The sequence below is a fragment of the Trichocoleus sp. DQ-A3 genome, assembly GCF_039961975.1.
In the GTDB taxonomy this organism is placed as follows: Bacteria; Cyanobacteriota; Cyanobacteriia; order Cyanobacteriales; family FACHB-T130; genus FACHB-T130.
Genome location: NZ_JAMPKC010000035.1, coordinates 20,801 through 46,948 on the forward strand (window position 1 = coordinate 20,801; position 26,148 = coordinate 46,948).

General features: G+C 48.4%; 24 protein-coding genes. 12 read left to right on the forward strand and 12 right to left on the reverse strand.

Annotation, left to right across the window (positions count from 1 at the left end; translation table 11 throughout):
* Positions 1 to 330 precede the first annotated feature (330 nt).
* A complete protein-coding gene (locus tag NDI44_RS26055; protein WP_190414604.1) occupies positions 331 to 513 on the forward strand; it encodes a replication restart DNA helicase PriA in 183 nt (60 codons plus the stop codon).
* Between the two features lie 30 nt (positions 514 to 543).
* On the opposite strand, the gene rlmN is transcribed toward NDI44_RS26055, so the two are convergent.
* Positions 544 to 1,671: a 23S rRNA (adenine(2503)-C(2))-methyltransferase RlmN gene (rlmN, locus tag NDI44_RS26060; RefSeq protein ID WP_190414583.1), complete on the reverse strand. Its 1,128-nt coding sequence runs from the start codon at positions 1,669 to 1,671 to the stop codon at positions 544 to 546.
* Between the two features lie 28 nt (positions 1,672 to 1,699).
* Positions 1,700 to 4,609, reverse strand: a complete 2,910-nt coding sequence (locus NDI44_RS26065) for an ATP-binding protein (protein ID WP_190414584.1) — start codon at positions 4,607 to 4,609, stop codon at positions 1,700 to 1,702.
* 416 nt (positions 4,610 to 5,025) lie between these two features.
* Between NDI44_RS26065 and lgt the strand changes: the two genes are divergently transcribed.
* From lgt to NDI44_RS26080, 3 genes are all read left to right on the forward strand, one after another.
* Positions 5,026 to 5,910, forward strand: a complete 885-nt coding sequence (lgt, locus tag NDI44_RS26070) for a prolipoprotein diacylglyceryl transferase (RefSeq protein WP_190414585.1) — start codon at positions 5,026 to 5,028, stop codon at positions 5,908 to 5,910.
* A gap of 386 nt (positions 5,911 to 6,296) precedes the next feature.
* Positions 6,297 to 7,148, forward strand: coding sequence for a precorrin-4 C(11)-methyltransferase (gene cobM / locus NDI44_RS26075; protein ID WP_242037136.1), 852 nt, complete (start codon positions 6,297 to 6,299; stop codon positions 7,146 to 7,148).
* A 166-nt stretch (positions 7,149 to 7,314) separates the two neighbouring features.
* Positions 7,315 to 7,926 carry a hypothetical protein gene (locus NDI44_RS26080; RefSeq protein WP_190414586.1) on the forward strand — a complete coding sequence of 204 codons (612 nt, stop codon included), beginning with the start codon at positions 7,315 to 7,317 and terminating at the stop codon, positions 7,924 to 7,926.
* A 13-nt stretch (positions 7,927 to 7,939) separates the two neighbouring features.
* Here the strand turns inward: NDI44_RS26080 and NDI44_RS26085 are convergent, their stop codons facing one another.
* Positions 7,940 to 8,947 (reverse strand): zinc-dependent alcohol dehydrogenase family protein, encoded by a 1,008-nt coding sequence (locus NDI44_RS26085; protein ID WP_190414587.1) that lies wholly within the window; start codon positions 8,945 to 8,947, stop codon positions 7,940 to 7,942.
* Positions 8,948 to 9,133: 186 nt separating this feature from the next.
* Here NDI44_RS26085 and NDI44_RS26090 point away from each other — a divergent pair, with 186 nt between their 5' ends.
* The 3 genes from NDI44_RS26090 to NDI44_RS26100 all read left to right on the forward strand — a co-directional run bounded on the left by NDI44_RS26090 (position 9,134) and on the right by NDI44_RS26100 (position 15,885).
* Positions 9,134 to 10,495, forward strand: a complete 1,362-nt coding sequence (locus tag NDI44_RS26090) for an efflux RND transporter periplasmic adaptor subunit (RefSeq protein ID WP_190414588.1) — start codon at positions 9,134 to 9,136, stop codon at positions 10,493 to 10,495.
* Positions 10,496 to 10,573: 78 nt separating this feature from the next.
* Positions 10,574 to 13,759: an efflux RND transporter permease subunit gene (locus NDI44_RS26095; protein WP_190414589.1), complete on the forward strand. Its 3,186-nt coding sequence runs from the start codon at positions 10,574 to 10,576 to the stop codon at positions 13,757 to 13,759.
* An 80-nt stretch (positions 13,760 to 13,839) separates the two neighbouring features.
* Positions 13,840 to 15,885, forward strand: a complete 2,046-nt coding sequence (locus tag NDI44_RS26100; RefSeq protein WP_339380762.1) for a DHH family phosphoesterase — start codon at positions 13,840 to 13,842, stop codon at positions 15,883 to 15,885.
* A 159-nt stretch (positions 15,886 to 16,044) separates the two neighbouring features.
* On the opposite strand, the gene NDI44_RS26105 is transcribed toward NDI44_RS26100, so the two are convergent.
* From NDI44_RS26105 to NDI44_RS26115, 3 genes are all read right to left on the reverse strand, one after another.
* Positions 16,045 to 16,269, reverse strand: a complete 225-nt coding sequence (locus NDI44_RS26105; protein ID WP_190414590.1) for a type II toxin-antitoxin system HicA family toxin — start codon at positions 16,267 to 16,269, stop codon at positions 16,045 to 16,047.
* Positions 16,262 to 16,489: a type II toxin-antitoxin system HicB family antitoxin gene (locus NDI44_RS26110; protein WP_190414607.1), complete on the reverse strand. Its 228-nt coding sequence runs from the start codon at positions 16,487 to 16,489 to the stop codon at positions 16,262 to 16,264. Before NDI44_RS26110 ends, NDI44_RS26105 begins: the two co-directional genes overlap by 8 nt.
* 117 nt (positions 16,490 to 16,606) lie before the next feature.
* Positions 16,607 to 16,846 carry a helix-turn-helix transcriptional regulator gene (locus NDI44_RS26115; RefSeq protein WP_190414591.1) on the reverse strand — a complete coding sequence of 80 codons (240 nt, stop codon included), beginning with the start codon at positions 16,844 to 16,846 and terminating at the stop codon, positions 16,607 to 16,609.
* Positions 16,847 to 17,123: 277 nt separating this feature from the next.
* Between NDI44_RS26115 and NDI44_RS26120 the strand changes: the two genes are divergently transcribed.
* Positions 17,124 to 17,333, forward strand: a complete 210-nt coding sequence (locus NDI44_RS26120; RefSeq protein WP_190414592.1) for a hypothetical protein — start codon at positions 17,124 to 17,126, stop codon at positions 17,331 to 17,333.
* 2 nt (positions 17,334 to 17,335) lie between these two features.
* Complete coding sequence (locus tag NDI44_RS26125) at positions 17,336 to 17,713, forward strand: hypothetical protein (protein WP_199300591.1); 378 nt, start codon at positions 17,336 to 17,338, stop codon at positions 17,711 to 17,713.
* A 72-nt stretch (positions 17,714 to 17,785) separates the two neighbouring features.
* On the opposite strand, the gene NDI44_RS26130 is transcribed toward NDI44_RS26125, so the two are convergent.
* Positions 17,786 to 19,468 carry a GspE/PulE family protein gene (locus NDI44_RS26130; protein WP_190414593.1) on the reverse strand — a complete coding sequence of 561 codons (1,683 nt, stop codon included), beginning with the start codon at positions 19,466 to 19,468 and terminating at the stop codon, positions 17,786 to 17,788.
* A gap of 33 nt (positions 19,469 to 19,501) precedes the next feature.
* Here NDI44_RS26130 and NDI44_RS26135 point away from each other — a divergent pair, with 33 nt between their 5' ends.
* Positions 19,502 to 19,678 carry a hypothetical protein gene (locus tag NDI44_RS26135; RefSeq protein WP_190414594.1) on the forward strand — a complete coding sequence of 59 codons (177 nt, stop codon included), beginning with the start codon at positions 19,502 to 19,504 and terminating at the stop codon, positions 19,676 to 19,678.
* A gap of 82 nt (positions 19,679 to 19,760) precedes the next feature.
* Positions 19,761 to 20,255 (forward strand): Uma2 family endonuclease, encoded by a 495-nt coding sequence (locus NDI44_RS26140; protein WP_348235333.1) that lies wholly within the window; start codon positions 19,761 to 19,763, stop codon positions 20,253 to 20,255.
* A 75-nt stretch (positions 20,256 to 20,330) separates the two neighbouring features.
* Here the strand turns inward: NDI44_RS26140 and NDI44_RS26145 are convergent, their stop codons facing one another.
* On the reverse strand, positions 20,331 to 21,668 hold the full coding sequence (locus tag NDI44_RS26145; protein ID WP_190414596.1) for a dihydrolipoamide acetyltransferase family protein: 1,338 nt from the start codon (positions 21,666 to 21,668) through the stop codon (positions 20,331 to 20,333).
* A 198-nt stretch (positions 21,669 to 21,866) separates the two neighbouring features.
* Between NDI44_RS26145 and NDI44_RS26150 the strand changes: the two genes are divergently transcribed.
* The gene (locus NDI44_RS26150) at positions 21,867 to 22,382 is read left to right on the forward strand and encodes a hypothetical protein (RefSeq protein WP_190414597.1); all 516 of its coding nucleotides are present in this window, start codon (positions 21,867 to 21,869) and stop codon (positions 22,380 to 22,382) included.
* Positions 22,383 to 22,456: 74 nt separating this feature from the next.
* Here the strand turns inward: NDI44_RS26150 and NDI44_RS26155 are convergent, their stop codons facing one another.
* The 4 genes from NDI44_RS26155 to NDI44_RS26170 all read right to left on the reverse strand — a co-directional run bounded on the left by NDI44_RS26155 (position 22,457) and on the right by NDI44_RS26170 (position 25,858).
* A complete protein-coding gene (locus tag NDI44_RS26155) occupies positions 22,457 to 22,906 on the reverse strand; it encodes a YlqD family protein (protein WP_190414598.1) in 450 nt (149 codons plus the stop codon).
* 137 nt (positions 22,907 to 23,043) lie between these two features.
* A complete protein-coding gene (locus NDI44_RS26160) occupies positions 23,044 to 25,023 on the reverse strand; it encodes a long-chain fatty acid--CoA ligase (RefSeq protein WP_190414599.1) in 1,980 nt (659 codons plus the stop codon).
* Positions 25,024 to 25,401: 378 nt separating this feature from the next.
* Positions 25,402 to 25,659 (reverse strand): hypothetical protein, encoded by a 258-nt coding sequence (locus NDI44_RS26165; RefSeq protein WP_190414600.1) that lies wholly within the window; start codon positions 25,657 to 25,659, stop codon positions 25,402 to 25,404.
* Complete coding sequence (locus NDI44_RS26170) at positions 25,637 to 25,858, reverse strand: hypothetical protein (RefSeq protein ID WP_190414601.1); 222 nt, start codon at positions 25,856 to 25,858, stop codon at positions 25,637 to 25,639. Before NDI44_RS26170 ends, NDI44_RS26165 begins: the two co-directional genes overlap by 23 nt.
* Positions 25,859 to 26,148 lie beyond the last annotated feature (290 nt).

Below are 26,148 nucleotides of genomic sequence, written 5' to 3' on the forward strand. Positions count from 1 at the left end.
AAAGAACTGCCCAACTTTACAAAATCAACACGTCAGAAATGTCTAAACGATGTTAAATGCCTGTGCAAACCTCCCGCATTTGCATAAGTTCACAATGGGGATCAAAGCTAGATAGACTCATATTCCTAAAGAATGATTCATATAAATCATTCAATTGATTATGGATAATTATCAAAAAGGTTGCCATAATAGTCTAGAAAGGTAAATTGATTTTTCACTCATTGCATGTAGCTAAATTGTTACTTTAGCTACACTTTTACCGGATGGTATCGGGGTCAAATCTAGCAATTCTCTTGTTTTAAAAAACTTACTGACATGAAAACTTTAACAATGCAGCTCGTCCAAGCAATTCGCTGTCCTAACTGTGGCAGTCCGGGTGAACGGCATTACATTTCTAGCAGCCAGCTAACGCGGACACAATGCCGTACTTGTGACTACTTGATGGTGACTTGTTCTCGAACCGGGAGAGTAATCGAAGCATACGCACCCGGTCTTGATGCAAGTCGTCTGTAGAAGCAATCCTCAAAGAATTGCTTTTACTGATTATTTAGAAGCTCGAAGTTGTCCGCAAGCAGCATTGGCTTCCAAACCACGAGAGTAGCGAACGCTAACAGCAATATGCTGTTTTTTTAGAGCTGCCACAAAAGCTTGAATCCGAGTAGAATCCGGACGCTGATAGTCAGCATCGTGGATAGGATTGTAGGGAATTAAATTGACGTGAGTTTGGAATCCCCGCAGGCGGGATGCAAGTTCATTGGCGTGTTGGGGAAGATCGTTCACACCCGCAAGCAGGACGTATTCAAATGTCAATCTGCGACCTGTTAATTGAACATATTCCCGACATTCTGCTAACAAATCTTCCAGGGGATATCGCTGAGCTGTGGGGATAAGTTTTTCCCGAAGTGCCTGATTGGGTGCGTGGAGGCTAACTGCAAGGGTGATTTGCAAGTGATGTTGCGCTAAATCGAGGATGCGATCGCGTACTCCCACGGTGGAGAGTGTCATCGAACGCTGTCCGATTCCCACATCTTTATTTAGTATCTCTAGCGCTCCCAGAACATTTACCGTATTCAGTAAAGGTTCGCCCATCCCCATAAATACAATATGGCTGACTCGTCGCTTGAAGTCTTCCTGAACCGTTAACACCTGATCGACGATTTCATGACGTGCGAGATTGCGGGTAAAACCACCCTTCCCAGTAGCGCAGAAGTCGCAAGCCATCGGACAACCCACTTGTGAAGACACGCACACCGTGAGGCGCTTTTCTGTGGGAATACCGACTGTTTCGATAATTTGACCATCTGCCAACCGCAGCAGATACTTCACCGTGTCATCTGGAGCAACAGAACGATGATGTATCGTAGAGCGTCCAATCGGGACATCTGCTACTTGGTCGCGCCACTGCTTAGAAAATACAGTAATTTCAGAAAGCGATCGCGCTCCTTTTTCATAAATCCACTGATGCAGTTGCTGTCCCCGGTAAGCCGGTTGTCCTTGAGCAAGCACCCATTGGGTTAATTCAGCTAAATTTGCCCCTAAAAGGGGAGGAATCGTTCTGGCTGGGTTTTTATTCGTTACCCCCTGTTTAGCAACGGGAGCAGTTTCATCAAACTGATTTTGATGCTGACTGTCTGTAGAAGACTGAACCTGAGAGCGGGACGTAGCAGACATAAATAATCAAAAGTTTTCGCTAGGATCTCTATCCTAGAACCTCTCGATCGACGCTGGGGTTCACTTTATAAGTTTGCCCGATCGGAATCTCAATTTGAAACTCTGCACCTTCCCCAGGTCGAGATAGACACTTCATCTTTCCGCCATGCTTTTCTACAACAATTTGATAGCTAATCGATAAACCCAGTCCAGTGCCTTGACCGACTGGTTTTGTTGTAAAGAACGGGTCAAACAGTTGCCCTAGTACACTTGCACTCATCCCCGGCCCATTATCTTTAATCCCGATTCTCACCCAATTCTTGTCTAAAAGTTGGGTAGAAATTGTTAAAGTGCTGGGTTTCTTTTTAATTTCTTCTGAGCTTCGCGCTTTATCTTGCTCCTGCAAAGCATCAATCGAATTATTCAAGATATTCATAAATACCTGATTCATTTGTCCGGCATAACATTCCACCAGCGGCAAGTTGCCATATTGCTTGATAACCTGAATAGCCGGAAACTCTGGTTTATGCTTGAGGCGATTGTGCAAAATCACGAGGGTACTATCGATTCCCTCATGAATGTTGACAGGTTTCATCTCGGCTTCATCTAACCGAGAAAAGTTACGCAAAGTCAGAACAATCTCCCGAATGCGGTTTGCCCCTACTTTCATCGAAGACAAAGTTTTCGGCAAATCCTCAATTAGAAAATCAAGATCGATCTCTTCAACCAAGCCTTGAATGTTGGGGTCAGTGTAGGAATAACCCTGCTGGTAAAAGTTAACTAAACCGAGAAGATCCTGAGTGTAGTTACCCACATGGGTCAGATTTCCGTAGATGAAGTTGACAGGGTTATTAATCTCATGGGCAACACCCGCAACGAGTTGACCGAGGCTAGACATTTTCTCAGTTTGAATTAATTGAGCTTGGGTTTGCCGCAGGTCTCGCAGAGTTTTTTCTAGAGCGATCGCTTGCTTTCTAGCAGTCTCTTCCGATTGCTGCAATGTTTCTTCTGAGAGCTTGCGCTCCGTGATGTCGCGTAGGATGACAATATATTCTTGAAGTTGGCGATTTGAGCGGTGGGAAAGCGTCACCTCGATCGTGCGTAAGCTTGTTTCATCCTGCCGGAATGTCTGTTCGCTGCGACTTTGCCAAATCTCAGGCGACCCAGCTAACCCAGGGAGGAAATCGTTGAGGCGACGCCCAATCAGCTGATGAGCGTCCATCTCGAAAAGGGCAACAGCGGCTGGGTTGGCTTGACGAATCGCGCCGCTCTCATCCAAAACGAGAATGGTATCCGGAACCGTGTCTAGGGCAGTGATAAAAAGATTTTCCGCGTGTTCCCGTGCTTCAGCGATCGCAGCCACTTGAGGCAAGCTAGTCCAGCAGGCAACTGCGATCGCTACAAAAGCGAGCGTCATCAGCAAAATGACTAAAAGATTGTTACTGGCATTCCCAGAAATCTGCCCAATCCCGTTCCGAAGCACCCAGGCGATCGCTGTCGCACTACAAACCAATAGAATCAGGACGATCACCTGAAAGGCAACAAAATCTTTGGCCTGAAAGCTTTTCACCCGGTAACGCTCAATCCACCAGGCTGGGTGGAAAGGCTCAAATGCGATCCGACGAATCGCTGCATCACAAGCCAAAACAGCGATCGGAGACAGCAGCCCAACTAGCACATCTTGCCAGCTCCAACTTAAACCCCCCACTACCAGAACAACCGCCTCGAGGGCGAAGAAGCCCAGCGACCACCAAGGCCAGCGCACTTCGGGTTTGCCTCGCTGCAACCACAAGCCCAGCTGGATTGACATAATGGCGACAAGATAGCCAGTACCCGTTACTACCACAATTCGAGAAATATCTCCCCAAAGCAAATAGATCAAGCTGATGCCAAGGGAAAATATTAGGGCAGGTTGCAGAACGCCTTGCCGGGAGACGACCGCGAAGACGGGTGAAAGGTGTCCGTCTAGGGCAAGTTGGTACAAAATGCGGGGAGAATTAGAAACCGCAGTCGCGCAAGCGAGAAGGCAGCTAGAGACGATCAGGAGGGTCACGATTAAGGAAGCTGACTCGCCCCAGAAGGGCTTTGCTGCTGTGAAAAAGTTCAAGAACGTGTCTTCGCCCAAGTCTGGTACAGTTGCCAAGCGCATGAGTACCCAAGAACCGCCCAGAATGACCGGCGGCATTAGCCAAGCTGCCAAGCTGAGAAATCGCAGCGTTTCTCCAGGGCGTCGGCTGTCGGCGACAAATGCGGAGGCTGTCTCGCAGGCGTAGGCAATGTAGATTGCGAAAAAAGACCACTTTGCCCAATCCACAAAGTTTAAGGTTGACCAGGTGCTAGGAAAAAATCCGGGACTCGCGGGCGAGAAGGCTAACCATCCTAGACCTTGAAGACAAAACACCAATAAGAATCCGACTGCTGGAAGAATGAAAAACGTGTGCAAGATTGCTAAAGCTCGCGTGCCGCTGAACGCGACAATATAAGCAATCAGCGTGAATCCTATTTTCAGAGCCGTTTCTGGACAATCAATCCCTAAAGGTTCTAGATTAGTCTTGATGAGATTCGTCAGGATAATTGGGTTGATTGGCAGATATCCTGCCCAGCCGATGAAGTACGCGATCGCCGCATAACGAGCTAGACCGGGATAGTTTTTGAGTAACTTAGTCGTGTAATTTGGAGTTCCTCCCGATATTTCAGGCCAGTGTTCTCCTAAGCGTTTCACTTGCAGATTCAGCAGCATGCCCACAATCGCTGCGGGCAACCACACAAAGATGGCAGATGCTCCTAATGCTGCATGAATTAGCGGGGCTGTGCCAATCCAGGCTAGATGACCTGTGAACCCAAAACCCCAAGTTTCTAAGGCACTCAGGCTGCGCGGCAGGTGCATAGATGAACGCTGATTTAGGCGCAGATTACGATTTTCAACGATAAGATTTTGAGTAATTCGGTCTTCAGTCATCTCTGTTCGATCTCAGCGTGATGGTTCCGCGAGTGCTGCCATCACGGTCGTATATAAGTACAGTTGCAATATCAATATCTATCTATCGGATCGGTACTCGCTACCGCTATTTGTCTTAATCTTGCTGCTTGCGATCGTGAAACTTGTTTAGTTGCACAATTTGACATTTTTCGCAAGGGTCAGCAGTAATTTGATTGATTGAATGTTGATTGCCCTTGGAAAGGGGTGTCAGCGTGTCCAGATTTCCACGGAACTGAGACCAGGGGACTGAGACTAGGGGACTGAGAATTGGCTAGAGGCGTGTGAGCGATCGCGATCTAGCTGCTGCTATGCAAGACTTGAATCAAGCATTCGATAAACTATGAAGTGCTAGCAGCGAGTCTTGTCCGGGCTACGCTGGAACTCAATCAAAGCCGATGCTTCTTGATATTTCCTCTCTGCCTTTGGCATTTGAATTTACCTCTCCAGGCCCAATCCTCATTGAGCTGGGACCGTTTACCATTCGCTGGTACGGTCTATTAATTGCCTCAGCCGTATTAATTGGCGTCACCCTTTCTCGATATCTGGCGTCCCGCCGTCACATCAACCCAGATATACCGGGCGATTTCGCACTCTGGCTAGTTGTAGCGGCGATTCCCAGTGCCCGACTTTACTATGTTTTATTTGAGTGGGAACAATACGCCCAAAGACCGGGTGACATCATTGCCATCTGGAAAGGAGGCATTGCCATTCATGGGGCGATCATCGGTGGCACTTTGGCAGCTTTGATTTTTGCCCGAATCCAAAAAATCTCTTTCTGGCAACTTGCCGATTTAGTCGCGCCCTCTGTCATTTTGGGTCAAGCCATCGGGCGTTGGGGTAATTTCTTCAATTCTGAAGCCTTCGGGGCACCCACAAATTTGCCTTGGAAACTCTTGATTCCGGTCGAGAACCGTCCGCCCGATTACCAAAATTTTGCCTACTTCCATCCCACCTTTCTCTATGAATCTCTTTGGAATTTAATGGTTTTTGGGTTGCTGATGACCTTGTTTTTTCGGGATTTGAAGAGACCACGTCTCAAGGCAGGTACGCTGTTTTTGGTTTACATGGTGGCTTATAGCGCCGGTCGCGTTTGGATTGAGGGGTTACGCACCGATAGCTTGATGCTGGGGCCGTTGCGAATGGCACAAGCGATCAGTTTGCTGGGAATGGCGCTGGGATTGGCGGGTCTGGCTTGGGTTTATTTGTTGCGTCGTTCTCTGCCAGATGTCGTGTCAGCCTCTAGTCATGAGAATGCTTCCAGCGAGAATGCCCAACGATGAATCATCCCATTTCACGGGGGTGAGATTACACCTCAGATGCCTCAACCGTCTTTCCGATCGGGCTTTAAGAATTGAAGTGTCGCGTTAATCAAGTGAATTGGTAGAAAAAGCCAGGTTTCAGGAGAAATTATTCCCAAAAAAATCCCAAAAAAAATGCTCTAGAGTCAAACTCTAGAGCAAAACCAGGGTGCATCTACCATTCCTTAATTACCGGGGAAGTGGAACGAATCCGGAAAGTGTCCGTAATCAATTTAATTTTTTTGACTCGGTAGGCGCAGATAGGTACCGCTGTACGGGAATCAGAAGCAATCTGCAATTTTGACAAAATTGCAGAACGATCAACAGATGACTGATAAGTTACACACTCTAGAAGAGGTTTGTCTGAATTGGCGACTAAATTTATTGGCGAATCATTGTCTCCCCTGGCACCAGCCGTTTACATTGTCGGTGCAGGGCCGGGAGATCCAGATTTATTGACGGTTAAGGCGCAGAAACTACTCGCGGTTGCGGATGTAATCTTATTTGCCGATTCTCTGGTGCCGGTGCAAATTTTGCAGGGGGTGCGTGCGGATGCGGAAATTATTCGCACCGGGAATAAAACCCTCGAAGAAATTCTGCCAGTGATGATTGAACGAGTGCGATCGCATAAATCTGTGATCCGCCTCCACTCTGGCGACCCCAGCCTCTACGGTGCTGTCTTTGAGCAAATGCAAGCCTTGGCAGAGGCTGACATTCCTTTTGAAATTGTCCCCGGCATCAGTGCTTTCCAGGCAGCCGCCGCCAAGCTCAAAGTTGAGCTAACGGTGCCAGGACTGGTGCAGACGATTATCCTCACCCGGATTAGCGGACGCGCTTCAGCGGTGCCGGAACGAGAAGAATTAGCCTCCCTAGCAGCGCATCAGGCAAGTTTATGCCTTTATCTAGCGGCGCGTCACGTCGAAGACGCGCAAGCGAAACTGATGCAGCACTACCCCGCCGATACACCTGTGGCGATTTGCTTTCGAGTCGGTTGGCCTGATGAGAAAATCTTCTTAGTTCCTTTGGATCAAATGGCAACTGTGACACAGCAGGAAAATTTGATTCGGACGACGCTTTATGTGATTAGTCCCGCGCTGGGGACGGTGGAAAATACGCCAGAGTCTTTGGGGACAGCGAAACGTCGTTCGCGTCTGTACGATCCTGAACATACTCATCTGTTTCGCCAGAAATCCGCGAACTCCCCCAACTCCTCCTTATAAGGGTCGGTTTTGAATATTTAAGGCTCCGAAATCGTCAATAACCTACACCTGTAGGGAAGAAGTTTCCCGGTGCAAAATGTAAGGTGAGAAAAGTCTGATTGGTAACAGCACCCAATGCAGATGAAGCGTTAATAACCAGATAATAATCGAGGCAATTTTGTAAACTATGCTTTCGCAAATCGTGCGCCCAATGGTTCGCACTCAAATCCGGTTACTCGCTAGCTGTCAGGCAACTCGTTCCACACTGATTGGGACGATTGCCCAGTGGCTGGGCTTTCTCGGTGTACGTGCCCAAGTTACTCAGCTCAACGCCGGTTCAGACCAAAAAATTAGCATTTCGCTGACGGTAGACCAACCCGAAGGGTGCGACAAACAAGACTGGCAGCAAATTGTCAGCAACCTTAACCAAGAAACTGTCGATACCGACCCAGAAGAACATTCCCAGCCTCAGCTAACCCCCCAGCAACAAAGTAAGCTACAGCGGTTGCTGGCTTATTTGATTCAAGCGGCGGAACCGGAAGTCAGGATTAGCTGGGAGGTTTGGTCTCGTCAGCTTCAGGCACTCGGTTTAGAAGAACCCATGCTGCTCGGTGTCAGATCGGCATTGAAAGTGCCCCAGTCGCTTGAGCAATTGATGGAAGGACTCGATCCAGACATCGCAGCGATCGCACTTCCCAAAGCGGTCAGCATTGCCTTGCTCGATCGCCGGGTCAATGCCTCGGAAGACAAGGCTTTGACAGCACTTTTGCAGCTAATGAAGCCACGCAATGAGGGTTGATCGCTGGTTAGTTTTATTCACCCTCGATCAGCAAGGCGATTTTACCTGTAATCGATCCGGCTTCCAACAGTTGGTGGGCGGCGGCGGCGGCTTCTAGAGGGAAAGTTTTAGCCAGATGAATTTTCAGCGAACCTTCATCAATCCAGGTTGCACACTGTTCTAAAATTTCTGCGTGATGCTGTTGAGCTTCCAGAAGTCCTTGCAATGCAGGGGTTAGCATCAATTCAAAGCTAATCCGGAGATTGCGCGATCGCGCAATCTTCCAATTAGAGTAAGCGGGGTCTGGCTCCAAAATCGTCACCAAATCGCTATAAACCCGCACGGCGGGGAACGTTTTATAGAAGGTTTCCCCGCCCACCGTATCAAAGGCTAAGTCTACGCCCTCTCCTCCAGTCCAATCTAGAACCGCCTGTACAAAGTCAGTTTGCTGATAAAAAATTACCTCATCGGCACCTAATTCGCGGACAAAATCAGCCTTGTCCTGAGAACTAACGGTGGTACAAACTTCCGCACCTTTTAGCTTAGCTAGTTGAATGGCGACGTGACCGACACCGCCAGCACCCGCGTGAATCAGCACCCGTTCCTTGGGTTCTAGCCGCCCCCTTTCAAATAAGGCTTCCCAAGCGGTAATCAGAACCAGAGGGGCAGCGGCGGCTTCTGCAAAGCTTATAGAGGCGGGTTTCTTGGCAACAAATCGCTCATCGACAACCGCCATTTGAGCATAATTTCCCAGCTTTGCCCCCAATCCACCCGCACAGAAATACACTTCGTCGCCAACCTTAAACCGCTGGACGCCAGAACCGACCGCTTCCACGACTCCCGCCCCATCACAGCCTAAAATAGCGGGCATTTGGTCTGGGTAGAAGGTGCCCCGCTGCCGCAATTTAGTGTCAATCGGGTTGATTCCCGCCGCCCGGAGACGGACGAGGATTTCTGTGTCTTGTTCAATCGTCGGGTTTGGGACTTCCTGAAGTTGCAAGACTTCCGGTGCGCCAGATGCTGTCATCAAAACTGCTTTCATCAGGTCGTTCTTGTTGCTAAGCCAAGGGTCTTTTATTGAGAACTCTACCGCAAGTCTGGGTTCCTAGCGTCACATTGCGATCGCATCTTTTACCAGAAATTTTGCATCATAGTTAAAGTAGCCCTTGCAACATTTCTTTGCACAAGGTTGCCGCCAGTAAGGTGAAAGCGTGGAGGGAGCGCGGTGATGGACGAAGCCCCAAAAAAGATAGAAGTTAATGAATTAGATGAATTAGATGAAACCTGGGACGGTGACGAAGAATCCTCCGACGATGGCTGGAAGCGGAGCGATCGCAAAAAAAGAGGTCTGTCTGGTTGGAAGGGTGTGGCGCTTGGCGTAGGGATAGGCATCGCCCTCACCGCAGGCGGAATGAAACTGCTTTCACAGCCTAAGACTGCGAAGAAGCCAGATGCCACGCAACAGGCAGCACCACCCAGCCAAAGTGTCACCGCAACTGTCGCCCAATCCGCCGAAGTTGCCCGCACTCTGACAACCAGCGGCACAGTAGAAGCCCGCGAACTCATCCCCGTTTTGTCCCAGACAACCGGCTTACAAATCCAGAGAGTTTTGGTGGACGAGGGACAAACGGTGGAAGCCGGACAGGTAATGGCAGTTCTGGATAATTCCGTCCTACAAGCGCAACTCGATCGGGGGAAGGCACAGCTAGAATCAAGCCAAGCCGCTGTCCGGCAAAGACAAGCTGCCTTAGCGCAAAGCCGCGCCACCCTTGCAGAAGCCCAACGGAACCTCCAGCGTTATCAGCAACTGGCTCAGGCAGGCGCGATTAGTCGTCAAGAGCTAGATGCTCGCGCCACCACTGCCGCAACCGCTAGAGAAGAGGTTCGCCTTGCCCAAGCGAATATCAATAGTGCCGAAGCCGAGGTCAGGAGCAGTGCGGCAAATCTGCAACAACTGCAAACTCAGCTAGGGCAAACCCAGGTTCGCGCTCCGGCTAGCGGCATTGTTACCAGACCAAAAGTAGATGATGAAATTCAGCAAATAGCCCGGATTGGAGATGTCACTTCTGGCAGTAAACCGCTTTTTTCCATCATCCGTAACGGACAACTGGAACTAGAGGCACAACTTCCCGCCATCCAACTGCCGCAAGTAAAAATTGGGGCACCCGCCACGATCACCTCGGATAACGATAGCCGCATTCGCTTGCAGGGGCGAGTCAGAGAAATTGCGCCCCTCGTGAACGCGCAAAGGCGTGAAGCAACCGTCACGATTGATCTGCCCCAACCTTCAAGTGGGGAAAGCTTGTCTTTACGACCGGGGATGTTTGCCCGTGCCGCAATTACGACTACTACGACAACTGGGGTAACGGTACCTGCCAAGGCGATACTCCCTCAGCCGGATGGTAGTGCAATTGTATTCCTGCTATCGGGTGAAGACACGGTTCAAGCTCGGAAGGTAGAACTAGGAGAAGTGGCGAGCGGGGACACAAGGGAGATTAAGAGCGGGTTAAAACCAGGCGATCGCGTCGTCGTCGCGGGTGCCGGATATCTCAAAGAAGGCGACAAAGTTCGAGTCGTCGATAGTCAATAGCCAATGGCTAATCGCGAAGGATAATCAGCGATTAGCCACGAGCAATCAGCAATCTTTTAATCTTTCAATTCGCCTTTTATGAACATTTCCGGCTGGTCAATTCGCAAACCCGTCCCTACCCTGGTCTTATTTTTGATTTTGACCGTGGTAGGTTGGTTTTCTTTTACAGGTTTGGGCATTGATATCAACCCAAATATCGATCTACCAACGGTTTCGATTACCGTCACCCAGGCAGGGGCGGGACCAGCGGAACTGGAATCTCAGGTGACGAAACCGATTGAAGATGCTGTAGCGGGTCTGGGAAATATAGACCAATTAAATTCAACAGTTAACGACGGCGTCTCTACCACCGTCGTTAATTTTGTATTGGGGACAGATAGCGATCGCGCCACGAATGATGTCCGCAATGCCGTCGCCCAAATTCGCCAAAGTTTACCCGCAGACATCAACGAACCGATCGTGCAACGGCTGGAGTTCTCCGGTGGGCCGATTATGAACTACGCCGTCATTTCTAAGCAAAAATCGGTAGAAGAATTAAGTAATCTAGTTGACGAAACGATTAGCCGCGCCCTGCTGTCGGTGGAGGGAGTCGCTCAAATCAAGCGGGTTGGCGGTGTTGACCGCGAAATTCGCGTCAATCTCGATCCCGATCGTCTGAAAGCTCTGGGAATTACAGCCACTCAAGTCAACGACCAAATCCGCGCCCTCAACGTCAACTTACCCGGCGGACGCGCGGAGTTAGGCGGGAGCGAACAAAGCATTCGCACCTTAGGCAGTGCGCCGAACGTCCAGGCGTTGCAAAACTATGAGATTATCCTTCCGAATGGGGGTTCGGTACCCTTGTCCGCCTTGGGAGAGATCCGCGATGCCTCTGCCGACCCCCGGCAGGCGGCACTACTGAATAATCAACCCGTCGTGTCTTTTTCCGTCTTGCGTAGCACTGGCAGCACCCTGGTGACGGTGGAAGAAGGGGTACGCCAGAAAGTAGAAGAACTGCAAAAAACTCTGGGGACGGATGTCCAGCTAAAACTCATCTTTACTCGCGCTGACTTTATCCGCGAATCCTACGAAGGCACGATTGATGACTTGATCCAAGCCTCCGGGCTGGCAGTGCTGACAATTCTAATCTTTTTGCGGAACTGGCGTGCCACGTTGATTACTGCCGTGGCGCTGCCGTTGTCCATGCTGCCTACCTTTGCCGTGCAATATTTGCTGGGTTACACCCTCAACAATATGACTTTGCTGGCATTGGCGCTGGCAGTGGGGAACTTGGTGGATGATGCCGTTGTAGAAATTGAGAATATGGATCGCCACATGGATATGGGCAAAACGCCCTTCCAAGCGGCTTTAGATTCTTCAGCAGAGGTGGGTTTGGCAGTGCTGGCGAGCGCGGCGACGATTATCGCGGTGTTTTTGCCAGTTGCGTTTATGGGTGGAATTCCGGGGCAGTTTTTCCAGCCGTTTGGGGTGACGGTTGCGGTCTCGACAATCTTCTCTACTCTAGTGGCACGGACGATTACCCCAATGATGGGCGCTTATTTGCTCAAACCGAAGAAGAAAGCCTCACCCGCCAATCATGCACCCGGAAATGGGAACGGGAACGGCGCTAACAGCCGGAAAAAAAATCGATTTCAACCGTATCGCTTTGTGCTGAAGTGGGCTTTGCGGCATCGCCTGACCACGATGGCGATCGCGTTGGCTTTTTTCCTGGGCAGTTTGGCGCTAGTCCCGTTTATCCCCAAGGGATTATTTAATAACGGGGATATTGGTTTCTCGGAAGTTGCGGTGCAACTTCCTCCCGGTTCGACGCTGGAAGATACTAAAAAAGTTGTACAGCAGACAACTCGGTTAATTCAGCAAAGCCCAGCTGTTGAGAGTGTCTTGGCAACGACAGAAGTCAATACTGCCAATCTTTTTGTCAACTTAAAGCCGAAGGAACAACGAGAGGATATCCCTCAAAAGGAATTTGAGAATCAAATGCGCCAACAGTTCTCCCAAGTGCCGGGGGCGCGGATTAGTTTCCAAAGCCAGGGAGCCGGTGGAGCGGGCAAGGATTTATCAATTGTCCTCAAAAGTGAAAACCCGGAAGCTTTGAACTTGGCAGCGGATGCTCTGGAAAAGCAGATGAGAAGCGTGCCCGGTTTAGTGGAAGCAACCTCTACTGCCAGTTTGGTGAAACCAGAAATTCTGATTATTCCCGATGCGGCACGAGCAGCAGATTTGGGCGTGACAGTGCAGGCGATCGCGCGTACTGCATCCCTTGCCACCATTGGCGACAACGAAGCGAATCTGGCTAAGTTTAACCTCCCCGATCGGCAAATTCCGATTCGAGTACAGATAAATCCCGATGCGCGGCAGGATATTGACACCCTCAAAAATCTTCAGGTGCCTAGTCAAAACGGGAATCTGGTTCCCTTACTGTCGGTGGCAGATATCCGCTTTGGCAGCGGTCCGGCGCAAATCGATCGGTTTAATCGCGCTCGTCAGGTGTCGGTACAAGCGAACTTGCAAGGTGTTGCGCTAGGAGATGCGGTGCAAGCGGTGCAGCAGCTACCTGCCCTCAAAAATCTTCCCGCCGGGGTCACGCAGGAATCCGCTGGAGATGCCGAGATTATGCAGGAGATTTTCGGTCGTTTTGGTTCGGCAATCGGACTGGCAATTATGTGTATCTATGCCATCCTGGTGCTGCTGTACAACAACTTCCTCCATCCCCTGACAATCATGGTGGCGTTGCCTCTTTCTTTAGGCGGCGCACTGTTGGGCTTAATGATTGCCCAAGAAGCGTTGGGGTTATATGCGCTAATTGGGATTGTCTTGCTAATGGGGATTGTGACGAAAAACTCCATCTTGCTGGTGGACTATACCTTGATTAACCAGGAAGAAGGCAAGTCGCAATATCAGGCGTTAATCGCCGCTGGGATGGATCGTCTGCGACCGATTTTGATGACTTCTCTCGCTACGATTGCGGGTACGATTCCCCTTGCCTTGGGTATTGGTGCGGGGGCTGAAGTCCGCGCTCCGATGGGAATTGCGCTGATGGGCGGCTTCACGACTTCAACGCTGCTAACGCTGGTGGTGGTGCCAGTTCTATTCACCTACGTGGACAACTTGCAGCGCTGGCTTGTGCAACTGCCGAAGCGCGGATTTGGCAGAAAACGGGGGCACAAAAATGGAGGGGTGCGTAAAACAAAGTCACAGGAGAAGCGATCGCTTCCCACTACTCCCAACCCAGAGCAAGATAAATTCCCAGTCGGTAAAAAGTAGTTAGAGTGCGTTTCACAACTAAAACCCCGTAAGTATCAACCTACGGGGTTTTATTTTATAGGAGCGATCGCGCTTGTGAGGTGGAAAGCACAACTGTAACAGTTGGGTATTGCTCCGGATGTTCTATCGCCAGTCGAAGTGTTAAAGGTAGTCATAACAAAGCTGTAAAACTGGATATGGACTGGATTACGCTACTGCGATCGCAACAAGCTGACTTCATTCAAAGGCTGAAATCTGGTAATTTCCTGCATTGTGAAACTGTAGGTCAGCACAGTGAATTAACCGTTATCTCAGGTCAAAAGTTAAAGCAGTTGGTTGACTTCTGCTGGGAGATGGCTGAGAAGTACAAGCAAAACAACCCAGTCCGTAACGTCTTTAACAACAACTTAAAAGGCAAACTGGGTGAGGAAGTTGTCAAAATTCGTCTGGCTGATTTTGTTACTGAAGTTGACTATGAAAAACGACTTGGCGGTGATGGCAAAGTCGATTTTAGACTAACTTCTGACCCATCTGTGGGAATCCAAGTTAAAACTCGTTACGGTAGCATTGATAGAGTTCAATGGGAAATAAGCGCAGAAGAAGTTAAGAAGAATGCTGTTTTAGTCTGCATTCTCAGTCAAGAAGAATTTGATGATAGGCAAGTTCGATATAATCTCATATTGGCTGGGTTTATGCCAAGCAACATGATTGATTCAAATAAGGGGAAAGCCTCATTTAGCATAGCAGATTTACTATACAGCGGAGGGCTATGCAGTTATCTAGAATCTGTCAAAGGCAATCATGAAGAAAAAATGCAACAACTACAGCCTACCTATCATGATGGTCAACCAATTGAACAGGTTTCAGTTAATACTTTTTCTTCATTTTCCTCAAAATCAAAATTAAATAAATATAACAAAATTGGGAAATTAGAGCCTCATTTTTTGCCTTCGCCACTTGAGGAATTTCCTGATTTAGCACTTAGTATAGAGTTGTTAAAGAGGGCAATAGATATTCAAGAAAAAATCGCCATTTGTGGTGATTACGACGCTCATGGGATGGCAAGCACGGCTATTTTATTACGAACGTTACGCTGGTTAAACGTATCAGTAGATTACGCCATTCCGAACCGCATGAATGAAGGCTATGGAATTAATCAACGGATAGTTGAAGCATTCTACCGAGAAGGTGTGAAGCTGATTTTAACTGTAAATAATGGCACTTCTGCTTTTGAACCTCTTGCTAGAGCGCGACAGCTAGGGATGAAGGTGATTATCATCGATTACCATGACATCCCAGCAAAACTTGCCCCCGCTGATGCCATCCTCAACTCCAAGCTAATTTCTGAATCCTCACCTTATCGAGTTTTGGCTGGTGTCGGAGTTGTCACTGTATTGGCTATATCTCTTCTTCAACAACTGAGTAAAACTCAGGGATTAGTGAAGTCACTGCTGGAACTGTTTACGCTAGGAATACTTACTGATATTGACAATCCACCACCATTGACAGGCATAAACTTACTATGGATCAAGCGAGGTTTGCAGCAACTGCCTGAATCTAAGCTAGTAGGTATCCAGGCTTTAATGCAGGTGAGAGGACTAAGTGATAAGAGAGAATCCCTGCTCCTAGAAGATGTTCGCTTTCACTTAGTTAAATCAATTGAAGCAGTAGGAAGCATTTCTGACCCTGTAACTGCGGTTGAGTTGCTAATAACAGATGATAGTGATATAGCTCTGGAACGAGCAATCCAGTGTGAAAAAGTAAACCAGAAATGTGAGGTACTCTGTGAGAAAATTGAACGCGAAGCTGTAGCTTGGATTGAAAAAAGTCAGATTAATTTAGAGCAAGAGCTTGTATTGGTAATTGTTAAACATAATTGGCATCCCGGTGTGTTTAGGATTGTAGCAAGAAGGTTAGTCGAACGCTATAGTGTTCCTACATTCATTGGCACCTACGAAAATGAAAACAGGATTCGCGGTTATGGATTAGGAATTTCAGGATTTCATGTATTTCAAGCGTTACAATCTTGTCAAGATTTACTCGGTAAGTTTGGCGGACACAAAATCGCTGGTGGCTTTTCTATGCCCGCTGAGAATCTAAAAGCGTTTCAAAAAAGTCTTAACCAATTTGCCTATAATTGCTTGTAGCCAAAATAGTTGAAGATTTAGTGAAAGGCGATCGCATCCTTCGCCCAAAAAATGCGATCGCATCCTCTGCCCGGTTAACTGTATAAACGTCATTTTCTAACAAAAACTTGAATTTATATTCACGTTTATCCTAAATATCAAAGTGATATATTTTAGCCATCACAGCACCTCAAACAGAGAACGCGGTAATCCAGACTGGCGGATAATTGACTGTAAAGTTCCAATGCGTAACTCCGCATAATTTGGAACAACAGCAGTAATCGTAGTTTCATCTGTTTGCCGTTGCATAATAATATGACTACCGCTTTGCCGCACTTCCGCAAAGCCATTTTGCTCTAAGATTTGGCAAACCTCTCGCGCTGATAAAACTCGTAACTTACCCAACAGATACCTCTACTCTGGTAACAAAAACTTCCGTCCGCAAGCGATTTTGTACCTCTAGAGGATCGGCAACTTCAAAGAATAACTCTAATGCTTCAATTAAGTTATTTTTTGCTTGTTCGACTGTATCACCTTGACTGGCAATATCTAATTCTGGACAAAGCGATACATATCCATCCCCTTCTCGTTCGATGATGGCAGTAAATTGTTGATTTTTTTTCATATTTACTTCTTTTTTGGATACTTTATCCATTACCTGTAAGCCTAGTTTAAGATGCGCGATCGCATCCTTCACACTAAAAACGCGATCGCATCTCCACACCAAAAATGCGATCGCGCCTCACTGCGATCGCAATGAGCCAAACTCATCTGGCAGTTCTTCTAGCGTCCATTTCAGCAGACGGCAAAGCGCTTTCATTTCACGGGGGGTGAGCTTTGGTTCATACATACCTGTCTCCCAATTGCTAATTGTTTGGTCAGTCTTACCCAGAGCCAGTGCAATGTCTCTTTGAGTTAAGCCTAATTCCTCTCTTCGCTGCCTTAAAGGAGACTCTCGCTCTTGCTGTCGTTCTTCTGTCATACTTTCCAAACAAGCTTATCCAAGCAGGCTTGACAAAGTCATTACAAGCGTGTTTGGATAAGTAAGAGACTATAAATGAGCAGGTAACTTAAAAAGCTACCATCTAGCTAAATTGCCGTCCGACTTTCTTTGATGCCTGCCCTGACTTTAGTTTCTTACATAACTGTCACGCGATCGCATGATCGCTATCTTTGGCTGGGTTTGTTAGCGACAGCCTTGTAAAAATCCATTCAAAACCCATAACTAAGTAACTCGCAGCTATGACTGGGAGAGTTTTATGACGTATTACTCCAAACTCCATCCGTGGTGCATCGTGCGATCCCTTCCTGATATGCGATCTCTGATTATCGCCCGTTTTCGTCGTCGCAGCGATGCCGAAGCGCATTTGCAAATCCTCAAAGCGAATACTCCAAACGTTCCCTACTCCATCATTTTCGACACCACGCCAGAAACCAGCGACTCAAGAGTTAAACCTGGAGTGAATTGATTGTGACAACATTGTTTCGCCGGATTCAACCGCCAAAGACATTTCGCCTCACTGTTGCACTCTTGGCGAAATACCTGAAAATACCAGAATCCTTCATTGTGCGATTCGAGTGTTGGCAAAATGTCCTTTTTGTACATCGCACAGATCGCGGCGGACAATTTGTGAGCTATCGTCAATTGCGACTCTGGTGGGATGCGATCGCGCTTTTATTTCAAACGTGCCACACCCCTAGCGCACTGCAACAACTCGGACTTCAGATTAAAGAAGACAGCCAGAAATTCTCCGACTACTACCAAGAGATGATGGAAGACCTCCGCCAACTTTGGGTAAAACGCCGAGACTATCTGGGCAGCTTACCAGGAAAGGAAAGCGCCGCATAAAGTCAGGAAAATAGTACCTTTGGGGAAGCGCGAGAGCGAAGCTTATGCAGCCTTACCGCAAGAGCGCGATCGCTATCCCACCCCCAACGGCGTAAACTGTTCCGTGCGGCTTCCGCCCATAGACTTGCGGCGCGAGAAGGCACTGCGGGGTAGGACGCGCAACACTTCCTCAACCGTTGTGATCCCATTTGTTACCTTTTCTGCGGCTGCCATCCCGAAAGAGAAAAATTTGATTTCCCGTAGGTAGCGATTCAGCTGCGTCATCGTGCCGTCATAGATAATTTCGCGCACCGTATCATCGATATCCAGCAACTCGACAATTGCCTCTCGCCCCAGATAACCAGAATTGAAACACTTGGCGCAGCCCTTACCCTTGCGCCAAGTGGTTAAATTTGCCTGAGTTGGCTCCAAACTCAGTACCTGCAAATCCTTCTCCGTTGGCTTGTAGGGTGCTGCACAGTGAGGACAGACTCGGCGCACCAAGCGCTGAGCCACAATTCCCAAGAGAGCATCACTAATTAAGCCAGGATCTGGGCCAATATCTTTGATTCTGGGAATCGCACCAGGAGCATCGTTCGTGTGCAGCGTGGTAAAAACTAAGTGACCCGTTAGCGCCGCTCGAACTGCGGTTTCTGCGGTTTCGTGGTCGCGGATTTCTCCCACCATGATGATATCCGGGTCTTGGCGCAAAATTGATCTCAAGCCTGCCGCAAAGGTCATTCCCGCCGCTTCATTTACCTGGGTTTGGGTGATGCGGGGCAAAATGTACTCTACCGGATCTTCTACCGTCACCACATTGACGTGTTCCCTGGCGACGGATTGCAGACTGGTGTACAGCGTACTGGTTTTCCCGCTCCCTGTCGGTCCGGTGAGGATAATCATCCCTTGGGGCTGTTCCAACCAGGTTTTGTAGGTTTCGAGGGTTGTGGGAGTGAATCCTAAGTTTTGGATTTTAGAAAAGGGGTTTTTGCGCGGTAGTAAGCGAATCACCGCTTTTTCCCCACCCACACAGGGAAGGGTACTGACGCGCATATCCATTCCCAGTTCTAATTCTTCGCCAGAAGCATATTTCTCTCCAATCCGTCCATCCTGGGGGCGGCGGCTTTCGGCGATGTCGATTTCAGACATGACTTTGAGGGCGACGATGACCTTGCGGCTGACATCGACGGGCAGAGTGGTAATGTCCCGCAAGACGCCATCAATGCGATAGCGGACTCTCAAGCCTTCTGGCGCGGGTTCCATGTGGATATCGCTGGCGCGGTTCCGCAATGCTCCCGAAATCAGGGTTTTCAGTCGTCCAATTTGGTCAACTGCTTTGGAGAGGTATAGCTCAGTCGTTTCACTGATGTTTTCTTGCTCTTGCTCACCCGTGAGGGGATTCACTAAGGGAGTCGAGGAAATACGTTTGGGGTCTAGGTTTTGGGTGTGATACCAGGTGCGATAGCTCTTGTCGGCAATGGGGATAATTTTCATATCGGTTAAAGTGCGATCGCTCAATTCTCTAATCGCCTCTAGAGAAAGAGCCATCGGACTTCCCAGGTAGTAACAGTTTCGCCACAGCAGCAGGGGAACTACCGGAGGTAAAAACTTTCGATCCGGAAATTCTCGAAAAAATCGGTAACTGACCTCTCGATCCAACAGAGCTAAGTGGAGCGTTCCTTGCTCGTCTACCAGGAGTTTTAGCGCTTCTTCACAGTTAATTTCACGATTTTTCAGCCGTTGCCAAGCGGATGAAGCAGGAGGGGAGGTTTGCATTCTTGTTTCCAGCGAAAAATCAACAGCTGGGGGTTGAGACTACACCAGCCTAACTTAGGCGATCGCTCTGTGACATCAGAAGTGTACGTAAAACGGAGTCTAAGGCGAAGCGATCGCTCTGTAATGGAGGGAATGCGATCGCGATTGCTCCAAACTTTGCCCTACGCTATTTTTTTGCTGCCCAGAGTAGGAAAAGAAACAGCTAAGTAATAATAAAGGCAAGTGTTATAAAAGCGAGTAGATAGCAATGGTAACTTCTACTATCTCAAAGGAATACTCACTAGAAGATTGGATGCAAAATCCCCCCTATAACAACACAGAATGGGTGGATGGGAAATTAGTAGAGAAAAACGGAATTACATTAACTCATGGTCGAATTCAAGCTGGACTCTCTGCATACTGGGAAAATTACAGGCGTTCTAGCACTCAAGGGGGAAGCGTCTATATTTCACCTCCCTGTCGCACTAATAAACAAGGACGTTCTCCTGATGTTGCTTATTTAACACCAGAACTAATTAACCAGTTTGGAGAACCTGCTGTATTTCCCAAGAATTTCCCGCTAATTGCTGAAATTGTTTCGCCTACGGATATTGCTGAAGATGTAATTGCCAAATCTCAAGAATATTTACAGTCTGGTGCTGAGGAAGTTTGGCTAGTGTTTCCTGATAATCGTTGGATTATTGTAGTTACTCAAAATCAACGACTTGTATTTATTTCTGGCGAAGTTGCTAGCACTCAAGTTGTGCTACAAGGCTTTAGCGTGGCAGTCGATGAATTATTGGGGTGAGGTGTGGATTATTTAATTTTTAAAAGTCAAAAAGTAAAAAGGGTGGGCACTGCCCACCCTTTTTAGAAGGTTACATTAGAGAGTTAAAGATTGGGCATTGGTTTCAATCAATTTTGCCAAATCTTGCAGGAAAGCAGCAGCATCGGCACCATAGATAATCCGGTGGTCGGCGGTAAGATTTACCTGCATCTGTCGGCGCACTCCCATCATCCCGTCTTCTGTGGCGACGACTTGAGGACGCGACGCGCCAATTGCCAAGATAGCACCTGTTCCTGGCGGCAAGATGGCATCAAACTTGTCTACCCCATACATCCCCAAATTCGAGAGGGTAAAGGTGCCAGAACTGTATTCTGCGGGTTGCAGTTGCTTGCTTCTGGAGCGTTCGACTAAATCTTTCCAAGTACGAGATAGAGAGTAAATATCCTGCTGGTCGGCATTTTGCAGAACTGGCGTAATTAAGCCGCCGCCATCCATTGCCACGGCTACGGCAACGTTAATCGCACTGTGATACTGAATTCCTTGGTCTGAGAAGCTGGCATTCACCAAGGGATGTTTTTGCAAGGTTACGGCTACTGCTTTGGCGAGTAGCCCGGTCATGGTGACACCTTTGGATTTAATCTGCTTGTAGAGCTTATCTAGATTATCCGTGGTGATGGTATAACCGACGCGGAAGGTCGGCACTTGCAGGCTTGCCATCATATTCCGCACCACGGCGTTTTGCAGCGTATTGAAGGGGACGACGCTACCGGATACGGCAACGGCGGGTACGGTGGCTGCGGCGGCGGGTTTAACGGCGGGTGCGGCTGGCGGGGCTGCGGCGGGTGCGGCTGGCGGGGGAGCCACTGGCGTCATTGTCGGTGTGGCAGTTGTACCGACGGGTTGTTTACCCTTATTCGCCAATGCTTCCACATCTTCTGCCACAATCCGACCGTGGGGGCCACTGCCTTGCAAGGTACTCAAATCGACGCCCAGCTCTTTGGCTAACTTCCGGGCACGGGGGGAGACAATGCTGCGTCCATTGCGACGGGCGGCGGCTGGTGTCGTTTCTACAGGGACTGGGGCTGCGGTGGCTGGGGCTGCGGTAGGTTGGGCAGGAGCGGGAGCGGATTCGTTTACCGATGGCGTTGCGGGGGCAGAACCAGGAGCCTGTTGCTTGGCTGTTTCGATTTCGGCTTCGGTTTCGGCGACGAGCGCGATCGCAGCCCCGACCGGAGCTGCTTCACCGGCAGGTACGATAATGGTGGCGAGATATCCTTCGTAGAAGGACTCCACGTCCATATCAGCTTTGTCCGACTCGACAACCACCACGGTTTCGCCTTTTTCCACTTTGTCGCCGGGAGATTTGACCCAGGAGACAATTTTGCCTTCGGTCATGGTGGAACTAAGGGCGGGCATGAAAACTTCGTGAATCATGGGGTGTCTTCCGAATCGACAGTCTATATAAACAAGATTAAAGCCAGATTGAATTGTATCTTGACCGATGGTCATTACAACTATCCGACTCTACAACAGTCTATTGAGTTTGTATCCTTCAACGCCGAATTCTCCGGACGTTGGTGCTGCTGAATAGAATTGGATAGAGAAAACTAATTCAAACTCTCTATTATAACGATGTCTGGCAAGTTTAAATCCCTCGTGGTGTTAGTCGGTATGGCACTGGGCTTGAGTGCTTGCAGCATCAGCAACAGCACTCAATCAACTCCCACGCCTGCCAGCAGTCCAAGTGTTGAGCAATCCTCCCAACAGGTAAGCCAAAATGCACCTGTAGCAGAAGCTGAGCGAACTAAGTATAAACCGATACCGCTACAAGAGATTAAGTCCGCTAACTCTTTGAAGGGAACTGACCCCAAAGCGATCGCAATTGCTCACTTCGGTCAAACTGAATCCGAGGGGGGGACGCGGGAAGTTACGCTTGAGTATCCGCAACAAAATCTAGCGGTTGTAACGATTACCCAAACCGGCGTTGCAGATGATTCTGTCGGTGCTATCAGGCATCGCGTTGAATTGGTGCCGACCTCCCCATCAGCTCAAACACCCAAGGAATGGAAATTGGCATGGGCTGGTTCCCAAGTCAAGTGTCATGTGGGGCGAGGTCATCAAGATTGGTCAACTCAAAATTGTCAGTAGATGCCCCAATATTGGCAAATGGCGAATGGCAATCTCCGAATTACCCATTCGCCATTCGCCATTAACCATTCGCATTAAATTTCCCCGCGAATTTCTTCTACAATTCCATCGCGCAGGAGAATTTCTACCTGCATTTTTTGAATCAGATTATCTCCCGGCTCTACTTTAAAGAAGCCTTCAATCTGACCGTGATTCACTTCGTCGTTGAGTTCTATCAGCTGCACTTGTTGCAACTGTTGCAGAAGTTGATTTTTCTGCTCAAGCAGTTCGCTTTTCTTTTGATTAACCTGGATTTGGATATTGTCAATTTGTTGCATCACTTGAGGGCCAGGGGGTTGCAGATTCTGCTTTTGAATTTCTGAGATTGCCCGCTGTCCTTGCATTTCAAGCTGTTGCAACTGAGAGTCAAGCTGGTTAATTTGCGCCTGGAGTTGCTGCTGTGCTTCCTCTTTCCAACGAGGAGTAACAACGGCCTTGATTGTAACGGGTCGCTTCAGCAGCAGGTGTGATTGAGAAACATCCATATCCGTTTTGCTTGGAAAAATTAAAGAGTAAAGGTTTGTAGGAAAGGCGCTCAGGGTGAGAGCTAAAGGATGAAGGCGGTGTGTGTAGTTCGCACTACACTTCATCCTTCAGACTTTTTTCCAACTTTCCGACCAAATCAGGCAAACATCCCGTCGATCATATCGCGGTAGCGTTCCATTACGACAGGTCTGCGGATTTTCAACGTCTGGGTCATCATGCCATTTTCAATGGAGAACGGCTCCAGAATCAGCTTAAAGAGACTTATCCGGTCATCTGGGCGATAACCAGGACGATTTTGCACCTCCCGGTTTAATTCTTTCTTGAATAATTCCTGAACAATCTTACTATTCAGGTCAATTTCTTGAGTGGATGCAGTAGGGAGATTGCTGGGTGAGGAAGTTTCCTCTGGAAGCCGCAAGTGCAGATTGTTATCTGCTGCCCACTTTTGCAAAGCTTCCAGATTGGGCACAATTAAAGCACCAAGCGATCGCTCATCTTGACCCACCAGCACAATTTGGTCAATATAAGGACTCCGCAGACAGGCATCTTCAATCGGCTGGGGTTCGATGTTTTCGCCGTTAGTTAAAACTATCGTATCCTTCGCCCGACCTGTCAGCACTAAGTCATTCGCCTCTGTTAGCCAACCCAAGTCGCCGCTATCAAACCAACCTTCAGAGTCAATTGCCTTGGCAGTCGCTTGGGGATTTTGATAATATCCCTGCATCACTTGTGGCCCTCGTGCTAAAACCAGACCGCGACTCCCAGCCGGAAGGGGTTTGCGGGTTTCGGGGTCAACAATTTTAATTTCCGTCCCTGGCAGGAATCGCCCAGATGAACCCCGCAAATTGCACCAAGACTGACGAGCTGTTAAGACGGGGGATGTTTCTGTAAGACCGTAGCCCACCAGCACCTCAAGTCCAATAATTTCAAAGAAGTTTTCCAGGTGCATGGCGAGGGAGCCGCCGCCACTGATGACGTACTTTAATTTGCCTCCGGTGGCTTCTCGGACTTTTCCATACACTAATTTCTCGGCAAGCGCATGGGCAGGAGCCAAAGCAACCATTTGGCTTCCAGCTAATAGCCGTTCTTGCATGGAGGGAGGTTGAGGTTGTAAGCGCAAGTTTTGCCAAGTACGGCGAGCTTCAATGTAGCGCTGACTAATGCTTAGCAGATTTTTAACCAGTTTCTGCTTGTTTGCAGGTTGTTCGCGGAACTGCTTCTGGACGCCTTCGTAGATAGACTCCCACAGTCGAGGGACAGCAATTAAATAATGGGGTTGGAATTCTTTAAAGTCTTTTTTGATGTGGCGAATGCTCGTGTAAATCTGGGTGCAACCGTGGGAGAGGAAAAAGTATTCGCCAGTGCGCCCGAAGCTGTGCCAAGTGGGGAGAATCGTCAGGACAGGTTCGCCTGGTCGCGGCTGAACGATGGTTCCCAAGTTGGTAATCTGATGGAGCAGGTTGCCATGCGTTAGCATCACGCCTTTCGGCTTGCCGGTCGTACCAGAAGTATAAATGAGCGTCGCCAGCATTTCTCGGTTTTGCTTCACCGGCTGCAAGGATTGATTTGCCCCTGCTGCCATGACTCCAGAGAAGTTCAGCGTTTTCAGAGTGGATTCTTCGGGGGGTTCTTCATCGGAGAGCAAGACGACTAGCTGAATCGGGAGGTCATTGAGGCGTTCCCTAAGTTTTTTCAGCGTCTTCAGGTCTTCCACCACTAAAGTAGTGCTGCCGCTATCTGCCAGTATAAATAGTAACTCTTCCCGCTCTGCCTGAGAGCTACGGACGATATCAACTGCCCCAGCGGTCATCGCCCCTTGGTCGGCAATAAACCAGCGCGGACTATTATCGGCAATCAGGGCGAGGCGAGATTCTGGCTGGACTCCTAATGCCTGCAACCCAGCGGCAAACTGTTGAATTTGCTGAGCTAGTTCGGTGTAATTTATGACTACTTCTGGTTGAGCGTGGGGGTCGTGGAGGGCAATGGTATTACCAAAGTGCGATCGCGCCAGCGGCCAGATCGCGGGTAGAGATTCCACCGAACTGTAATCTACCATGCGGCTAAGGTTAGCACGGTCTCGCTCGCTGAGTTGGAAGGAACTAGGGGCTTTCGACATATTCTATTAATCGCTGCAATCGTTAATCAGCTCTTTTTCCAAAATACTCCTCTGTTGCTTCAATAACAGGTTTTAGGGACAGAATTGATTGTGTCTATGCTATCTGTGCAGAGCGATCGCATTTAATTATTTGTAATAATTGATACTTGACTATTGCTACTTGACAGTATATTCATTGAGAATGGGAATCCATGCGCCCAAGAAAAACTCAAAGAGGCACACCCATAAATTTTTTAAAACGCAATACCTCAGTATAATGAAGCGCTCGTACTTACTCTCTACTTAGATACGAGAAGCGATCGCATCTAATATACGGCTTAGCGAAAGAATGCGATCGCTAATGATGTCTGATTGTGTTCATGTTAGTTGCGGCGCTACTCAACTCAGCAAAGCATCATAGTCTTGGTGAGAGCCAATCCAGAACCAGTAATAATCGTCACCCTTTTTTAAAGCTAAGGCTCGGTAGCTGTCGGTAATCCGAGCCGACCAGGGATTCTTGACCACTTTCTTGAAATGTAAAGATGGATGCGATGGATTCTCTTGCCAAAGTTGATAGGCTTTTTGAGCTTGCTGTTTCATTTCTAAAGACAGCGCTGCATAGGCTTTCCAAAACTCAGGTGTTGTGGAGGATTTCATCAAGATCCCTCACATTATTTGCTGCAATATCTGCTTCTGCTTTAGCAATGAGGCTATCTAATTTACCTAATGTCAAATCTTCTTCGATTTGCCGATCCCACTTTTCATCCAAATAGGTTTGAAGCCATGTTGCTAATTTACGAATATCACCTTCTGGAAGCTGTTTGATTGCTGCTTCGATTTCTAACAAGGTAGTCATAGAGAAAAGTCTGTGGAAATCCCTTTATATTATTATGCGCTCGCCCAACCACTAGCTTTGCTCTTGAATCTGTCTTAGCGCTTCCTTAGCCGCTTGTCGAACACTTTCATCTTCATCTTGGCAGGCTTCTTGGAGAGCGGCAATGACTTCTACTCTAGGATCAACTTTGATTAACGGGACTTAAACAGATTTCAAGCCCAAATAAAACCCAAAGCAGCTTTATAGGCTGAGAATACATCTCGATTAGCGTTCACCCACTCCATAAAACGGAAAGACATCGCTGTCCGAAA